The organism is Mucilaginibacter sp. (assembly GCF_028288105.1).
In the GTDB taxonomy this organism is placed as follows: Bacteria; Bacteroidota; Bacteroidia; order Sphingobacteriales; family Sphingobacteriaceae; genus Mucilaginibacter.
This window is the reverse complement of the sequence record NZ_JAQBOI010000233.1, coordinates 1-8044: the sequence shown is the minus strand read 5'-3', so window position 1 is coordinate 8044 and position 8044 is coordinate 1. Positions and strand designations below refer to the sequence as shown.

The following is an 8044-nucleotide window of genomic DNA, read 5'->3' as shown; positions in this document are numbered from 1 at the left end:
GGTGAAAATAACTTTGCCCGAACCGGATATAGCACTGCTTGCCAGCACACGATCCTGCGCGGTTTTAACCAGCGGTTGCGTACCGTTCTGATAAATGATATGCGCCAGACCATAATTTAACTTGCTTAGGCTTTTTTTACCATTAATAATGAGTGCAGCTGATGGCGGCTCTTTACCCGATGGCCTATCCACCGGGAATTGTTTCTGCAGCCATGATGTTTTGCCCGTACTATCCGCACGGACAATGAGACCTAAACCTTTGTCGGCTATTTCCTGTTTTATCGCGCCATTTTCGGCAGGGCTCAGCGCATTTAAAACCGAGAGGTCACCAATTACAACATCAAACCTATCAAGTGTTTGGGTTGATATTTTATCCAGATTAAACTGATCAATATTGATATACTCGCTATTAAACTTATCCTTACTTATGGCAGATCGTAAAGCCACTGCGTATCCATTTTCGCTAAGCCAGTTCTTTAAAAATTTACTTTCAAAATCCGGCGAAGCCGAAAGCATTAAAACTTTTAGCGGCTTAACAGGATCTATCTGCACCGGAATATTGCCTTGAAGTGCAGTATCAGCATAAAGGCTGAATACTAATTTGCCCGTTGTTTTGGGAATAGTGCTTAAATCAAACGATGTCTGCACATTTGGCGGAAGTATTACCGAATCTAAACCTGTATTTAATCCCCTTAAAATCAGTTTTGTTTTTTGTGCCGATGTATTATTGTATTGGCCTTGCACATGCAATGCTTCGCCTGCTTTGAATCCGCCATTCCAATTTACCTTTGTTACTCCTACAGGGGTTTTTGATGGATGAAAGATAAGTGGCAGGCTATCCAGTTGTGCTAACTCATTACCGCTTAAACCGTAGCCGTAAATATGCAATCGGTCTGTTTGGCTTAATTCATCCAGGCCGTTAATTAGTTTGGCTTTGGGGTATGCCTTTTTAACGGCTGCATCAGTAGTTAAGATAACTGAACCGGCAGTGTTTACACTATCAACATCAAAACCTTCCGTTAATAAAATAGCTTTATGCACGTCAGTTTTGGTAACACTGCTATTATAAGTAATGGGCAAAATAATACAAGCTAATGATGCCGTCACGATGATAACCGCTATAATTCGCAACAGCAAAAATCTTTTATTAGTACGTCTGTACTCCAGCCATGCAAAGCCTAAAGCCAACAATATGCAAAGCGCGATAACAATAAATGGCCAGTTGCTTTGCATTAACGGTTAGCTTGTTTTAGGTTTTTATAATACTGTTTTGACAGGCCCATATCTGTCGGCTCTTCCTCAGATGATGGCATAGTTTTAAGTGCGGTGAGTGTTTTTTGCAATGCGCCTTCCACAATATTTACATCTTTAATATTTACTTTTTGTGCCGATATAATTCTGCGCATAGCATTTAAGGCAGGCAGGTAAGCTCCCGGCTGTGCCGATGCCCTCAAACTCAATTGCTGGTTAGCCCCCTGAAGCGTTCTATTGTCACCAACGTTTAGCACCGGGTTAACTTTTAAAGCTTCCAATACATTCACCGCTTTTTTTAGCGCGTCTAACTGGTCGGCAGCCGGTTTTATATCCTGCTTATTTACGGGTTGGATGATCTTGTCCAGTTCGCCGCTTAAACGTTTTTCATCTTTCAGCGGCGGCGGGTTATAAGCCGTTTTTGCTACATACGAGCGGGATTTCTGCTGCAGATCTTTCAGTAAACGCAACGCTTTGTAGGCAAATGGCAAAGCGGCCTGTGGTTTATATAGGCGCAATTGCAGTTCGGCTTTCCACATCTCGGTAAGGGTAGCTTTCAGCTGGGCTTTAACAGCGGGCTCAAAGAAACCTGCATCCTCGGCATTGTCGTGGTCGTCAGTATATTCTTTCAATATCTTTTTGGCATTGCTAAAATCAGCCGGGTCGGCAGGGTCATTGTTGGGCGCGCCAATAGCATCCTCGCCTTCCTCGCCCAGGAATTTACCATAACGCAGGCGCAGCAATTTTTGGTCGATACCCAGGTCATTGCTGCGGGCATTAAATTTTTCTACGCTGATACTGTCCTTGTCTTTTAGCAACTGTTCGGCATCAATAATTATCTGCCGCTCACTCCTGAAAAATTCCGGTTTAATATTTACGCCTGAAAGCATGCCATTCATACTTAGCAGTTCGGCGGTATCCTGTATGCTTACGGTATACACATCGGTGCGACTTAATTGCTTGTGCGTATCCTGTGCCTGTATATAAAAGTATAATTCGTCGCCAGGCTCCATATTTAGGGTTGGCAGATTAATTAGTTTCTGAACATCATATTGGGGTTTATGTGCATCAAAGCCCTGTGTAAAGTTGAGTTTGTACTCCTTAAACTTAACACCCTCGCCGCGACCCTTGGCTACAGTTGCCATAATGGTGGAATTTGCGATACCATAATCATCATTCAGCGTAGCGTTTATGGTGACTTTTGGCACCTCGCCTGCATCAATGTAAGTATATTGCTTTGGCGATTTAATATGTATCACAGGTACACCATCTTTAACAACCTGCACATAATATAAGTCGGATAATTTACCGTCAATGCTCACCTGATAAAAACCGGGTTTGTCAATTGCTTTAGAAACATACCACTCGGTACGTTTATTATTGCTCTTTAAAGTAACTTGTTCCTTATCGTTAAATACCAACGAAGCTTTTTTAATGGCGACGTTAGTTTTTATATTCCAAATAACTGTAGCGCCTTCTTCTGCAGATAGGTTAAACTTATCCTGTGTACGTTTTGCTTTACCGGTATATGCAGGCGGGGTGATGCTTACCTCTACACTATTTATTTGCGGCAAAACTTTTTCGGCCATGGTTCCAGGGGCGCAAACAGCGACCGGCCTGTCAGGGCCATAGAAGATCCTTTCGATATGAAAGATCTTCCCGAGCGCCCATATAAAGCCTGTGGCTACAATAAGTGATACAAAAGCAACAACCAAACGTTTGGCAAAAGGCCTGTGCGATACTTTCAACCCTGCTAAAACAGCCTCGGTTTTTGACAATGCGATAACCTGCAAAGGATTCAACTCATCAGCAGAAAGCAACAACAATTGACTGCTTTCCTGTAATTCCGGGTATTCCTTATTCAAAAATGCCGCGATCTTTTCATCACTCATTTGCCATGGGCGGTTCACAGCTAACATCATAGCAAGCACTACAGGGAATGTAATAATCCCCCACAATAAAGACGGCGACAACAGGTAATACACTAACGCGCCAACATACAAGGCAGCGTATAGCGAATACAGCACATCCTCCAACACCTGGTAAATTATCCAGCGCCGGCGTAAGCCTTGTATTTTATATGACCTGCCCTGCTCAGCCATTGCTTACTGTTTTAGTTTTATGCGACAGGATCCGCTCGGCAATAAATGCCACCACAAGTAAAAGCCAAAAATAGCGCGACAGATCTGTTTGCACCGCAGCTTTAACCGAGGCTATAGTCTTGTTTTCTTTAACCAATTCCGGTTGTATTTGCGCGTTGCTTAACACCCGCTTATCATACTGCTGGGGTACACTAACCGGCTGATTATTGATCAGCTTCAAAATCAGTTTCGGGAAATCATCATTCCAAACCAGATCACTCCAAAGCGGGTTAAAACGACTGTAGAAATGATAAGTATTACCATCTAAACCCAACACCGGTTTACCAAAACCATCTTTCCAGATAACCTCTTCGCCTATTTTAGGGTTAATCAACTTTGCCTGGGCAATGTGCCCCGGTTCTATCCAGGTATTCACATCTATAACTTTACCGGCTTCATACTTGAAAACATTCTTACTGCTTTTAGCCCCACCGCCAACCGCCTGCTCTGATAACCAGAACAACCAGGTTTGCCCACCGGGTATTTGCGCCGGATTATTGTATTGTTTAATAACAGCTTTTCTCCCGCTAAAATTAACCGCTGCCGATAGCGCTGCTTTTAAATACCCTGCATCAACTGCATGCTTATCGGTATAAATGGCGATACGCATTGCGCTTGTATCAACAGGAACTGCTGTTTGACCTGCACCTTTTAAACTTACAGACGGCAAGCCGTTTTGTACATTAACGGTAATATCATTACTGCCTCCGCCTTGAAGGATCTGATCAGTGTAATATACGCCCGCCGGACTGCTATTACCCAGTGTTGCTTTAATAGTACCGCTGTTTGTTAATGATGCCGATGCTATCCACTTGCTTACAGAATCTGCCGCTGTATAAGTTTGCCAGTGCAGGTTCAGATCTACAGCGGGTTTGCTGCCTTTAAAGTGATTGATATTATTTGGCGTAAACACATATATGGGTGTCGCAGCTGCGGTTTGCCTGTCTAAAGCCTTTATTAAAGTCCAGTAGTTTACTTTATCGGTAGTATCTTTCAAACTGCTATCAGCCAATATTTTTTGCAGGTTGTTCTTAGCAAAACCACTATTAAAATAATGAAACTCGTACCCGGCTTTGTTCAACGAATCAATCTGAAGTTTAAATTTGGTGTAGGTTTTTTTTAACTTTTCTTTAGGGATAAGCAACCAGCCTTTTGCTTTTTGCAAGGGAACAGCCTTTTGCCAAACAGGCGATGCTAATAACAGAGCCAGCAATGCCATCAAAAGGCAACGCAGTATTAGCAGTAAAATATCCAATAGCTTAAAACTGCGGCGGGTACTTTTTGATGCCTCGGTAATGAGTGATATACTGCCAACCTTTAGCGTTTTACCCGGGCGTACATTCCATAGGTGGATAATGACCGGGATGCTCAGCGCGGCCAATGCAAAAAACCATATGGGGTTTAAAAACTGCATACCGCCTATCTCGCTCCCTTTTTACGCTGTACCAAAAATGCTCTCAAAGCTTCATCTAACGGCTGCGATGTGCTCACCATTTGATATACGATGCGCTTACCTGTGAGGTTGCTTTTTATAGCTGCCAAATGCTCCTGTAATTTCTCATGATAAGTATCTGCAGCCCTTTGTGTATTTACCTGTATAGTTTCGCCGGTTTCCAGGTCTTCTAATGTAGAGAATCCCTTAAAATCAAAATCCAGCTCGTTTTGCGCCATCAGGTGGAAAACAATAATTTCATGTTTAAGTGCCGATAGTGAATTAAGCAACGTATTTATCTCACCATCTGCCTGGTACATATCCGTTATAAAAATCAACAGTTCTTTACGGCCTGTACCGGCAAAAAGTTCTTTATAATGAATGGGTTTTGTAAACGTGCCTGCCGGGTTAACTTGTTGCAGGTGGTAGAATAACCGTTGTAAATGCTGCGGATCGGGTTTAGAGGGCATGGAGAAAAGCTCGCCATCCTTAAATATATTCAACGCTACTGAGTCGCCCTGCAAATTGGCGAGATAAGCTAAAGATGCTGCCAGGAATTTGGCGTAATCTATTTTCTTAACGCCGTTATCATCGTGGCCCATAGATGCGCTGGCATCTACCAAAAACCTTATGGATATACTGGTTTCCACTTCCGATTCGCGGATGTAGTACCGGTCGCTGCGGGCAAACATCCGCCAGTCCAGCCAGCGCAGATCATCACCCGGCTGGTAGCTGCGGTACTGACTAAACTCCAGTCCCGGCCCCTTAACCGTACTTTTATTAAACCCATTCATAAAGCCGTCAATAACCGTTTTCGCCAGCAATGGCAAATCCTTAATGGTCATTAATACTTTTGGATCAAGCACGATTTTTTTGATTTCGAATTTCGGATGTTCAATTTCGGATTTAGACCAGGATTATGAGATTTTACAGATTACCATAATTTTCAGCATCTGTCAAATCAGCTTAATCCCGGTTTACATACCGCCTTTACGTTCTATTACTTTTATCAGTTCCGCGGTTACCTTATCTGATGTGATGCCTTCGGCTTCGGCTTTAAAGTTCATTAATATACGGTGCCTTAGAACGGCCGGTGCCATGGCATGGAGATCTTCCATCAAAACAGAATATCTGCCCTTTAGCAGCGCCCTTGCCTTGGCAGTTAATATTAAGGCCTGCCCTGCCCTTGGGCCAGCACCCCAGCGCACCCATTCTTTTACGTAGTTACTTGTGGTGGTATCAGGTCGTGTTGCACGGATCAGTTCGCTTACATAGCGGGTTAAATCTTCGTTAATTGTTACCTGCCTTACCAGGGCTTGCGCCTGTATAATTTCTTCGGCCGTAATAACAGCTTTTACATCAGCCTTTTTAGTACCGGTAGTTCTGTTCAATATCGCAAATTCTTCTTCGGGGGTTGGATAATCAATTTTTACCAGCAGTAAAAACCTGTCGAGCTGTGCCTCGGGTAACGGATAGGTGCCCGCTTGTTCAATAGGATTTTGGGTAGCCAATATAAAAAATGGTTTATCCAGCGGATAGGTTTGCCCGCCATAAGTCACCTCAAATTCCTGCATCGCCTCCAATAAAGCCGACTGCGTTTTGGGTGGTGTTCTGTTTATTTCATCGGCCAAAATAATATTGGCAAACAACGGGCCCTTGTTAAACTTAAAGAAACGTTTCCCGGTAGCGTGGTCTTCCTCCAATATTTCGGTACCTATTATATCTGTAGGCATCAGATCGGGTGTAAACTGTATGCGTCTAAAGGCCAGATGCAATGCTTGCGACATGGTTTTAACGATCAGCGTTTTTGCCAGTCCGGGTACACCTTCCAGCAGGCAATGGCCGCCGGCCAAAAAAGCTACCAGTAGTTCGTCCAATATAGCATCCTGCCCTACAATCACCTTTTGTATCTCGGCTTTTAGCTGCGGTAATTTCTCGAGCAGGACTTTTATGTTATTTTCGGTAAGTTCCAATGTGTTGTTTTTAATTTTACCTATCAGCATTTTATTTACTCACCCGGTCTTTGCTGCGCGCAAAGAGGGTTTAATAGCTCCCTCTCCTTTGGAGAAGGCCGGGGTGAGGCTTTCAATCCACTCACAAGATATTACCCTTTTAATTAAATACCATGCTTTTTTATCAAAAACACAATAAAGTATCTAAAACTTTACAACTTGTTAAGTTTATTAATGGAAGCAGGCAATAAAATTGTTTTAATTTTAGACTTTTAGCGGCAGATGGCATACGGGCAAAAATTTACGTTCACAAGGTTAAGTTATCACAGCGGCGATTGGGATACCGATCAGCGCATGCCATCAAACCTGCTTAACTCCCTGCTGGAGTACACTACGATACCTATTGATGAACATGAAAAGGTCATCCCTTTAAGCAGCGACGATATTTTTTCCTATCCTTTCTGTTACCTGAGCGGCCACAAGCTTGTACAGTTTGACGCGAAAGAGAAGGCCAACTTTAAAAAATATGTACAAAACGGCGGCTTTGTATTTGTAGATGATTGCAATCACGATATCGACGGGCTTTTTGCGAAATCGTTCGAGGCGCAGATGTCGGCCTTATTTGGGCCTGACGCGTTAAAAAAGATCCCGAACAACCATAAATTATACCACTCCCTTTTCAAATTTGATAAGGGGCCGCCAACCACTTCCTTTGAGCTAAACGGTTGGGGCGACGACCTGGTGCATGATTACCTTAAGGCTATTGAAATTAACGGCCGCATAGGTGTTTTATACAGCAGTAAGGATTATGGCTGTGAATGGGACTATGATTTCCGAAATAAGCGTTTCCTGGCCGAAGACAATACCAAATTTGGCGTAAACATTATTGTTTATGCCATGAATTCCTGATAAGGTAATTGCAATTATTATTACCTTTCGCTTAGTTTTAAATTTTACATGACAGATAGCTACTTTGTTTTTAAGAATAACCAGGAAGAAGGCCCTTTTACTTTAGAGGAAGTAATGGAAACAGGCCTTGATGTTGATACTATGGTGTTATCGCCATTGGCGGATGATTGGCAGCGGGCATCAGACCTGCCCGAATTTTTTGAATATTTTGAAACTAAAGGAATTTACTTTCCTACCGAGGATAACCTGGCCACTTTTTGGTGGCGATTGCTGGCCTATCTTATAGATTCTGTTTTAATATCCCTGCTCATTTCCATTTTTGCATCTGCTTATCTTCTGGCAACAATAGCCGCTATGGA

General features: G+C 42.9%; 7 protein-coding genes. 2 read left to right on the top strand and 5 right to left on the bottom strand.

Features of this window, described 5'->3' with window-relative positions:
• From JWQ85_RS15940 to JWQ85_RS15920, 5 genes are all read right to left on the bottom strand, one after another.
• On the bottom strand, positions 1–1233 hold a 1233-nt coding region (locus JWQ85_RS15940), incomplete at its 3' end, for a hypothetical protein (RefSeq protein ID WP_299469730.1).
• Positions 1233–3353, bottom strand: a complete 2121-nt coding sequence (locus JWQ85_RS15935) for a DUF4175 family protein (RefSeq protein WP_299469729.1) — start codon at positions 3351–3353, stop codon at positions 1233–1235. The genes JWQ85_RS15935 and JWQ85_RS15940, both read right to left, overlap by 1 nt.
• Entirely contained in the window at positions 3346–4806 is a 1461-nt protein-coding gene (locus JWQ85_RS15930; protein WP_299469727.1) for a BatA domain-containing protein, read from the bottom strand. The genes JWQ85_RS15935 and JWQ85_RS15930 overlap by 8 nt, the downstream gene beginning before the upstream one ends.
• 5 nt (positions 4807–4811) lie before the next feature.
• A complete protein-coding gene (locus JWQ85_RS15925) occupies positions 4812–5690 on the bottom strand; it encodes a DUF58 domain-containing protein (RefSeq protein ID WP_299469725.1) in 879 nt (292 codons plus the stop codon).
• A gap of 111 nt (positions 5691–5801) precedes the next feature.
• Positions 5802–6827: a MoxR family ATPase gene (locus JWQ85_RS15920; protein WP_299469723.1), complete on the bottom strand. Its 1026-nt coding sequence runs from the start codon at positions 6825–6827 to the stop codon at positions 5802–5804.
• 231 nt (positions 6828–7058) lie between these two features.
• Between JWQ85_RS15920 and JWQ85_RS15915 the strand changes: the two genes are divergently transcribed.
• Both JWQ85_RS15915 and JWQ85_RS15910 read left to right on the top strand, forming a co-directional pair.
• Positions 7059–7685: a DUF4159 domain-containing protein gene (locus JWQ85_RS15915; RefSeq protein ID WP_299469721.1), complete on the top strand. Its 627-nt coding sequence runs from the start codon at positions 7059–7061 to the stop codon at positions 7683–7685.
• Between the two features lie 48 nt (positions 7686–7733).
• On the top strand, positions 7734–8044 hold a 311-nt coding region (locus JWQ85_RS15910), incomplete at its 3' end, for a DUF4339 domain-containing protein (RefSeq protein ID WP_299469719.1).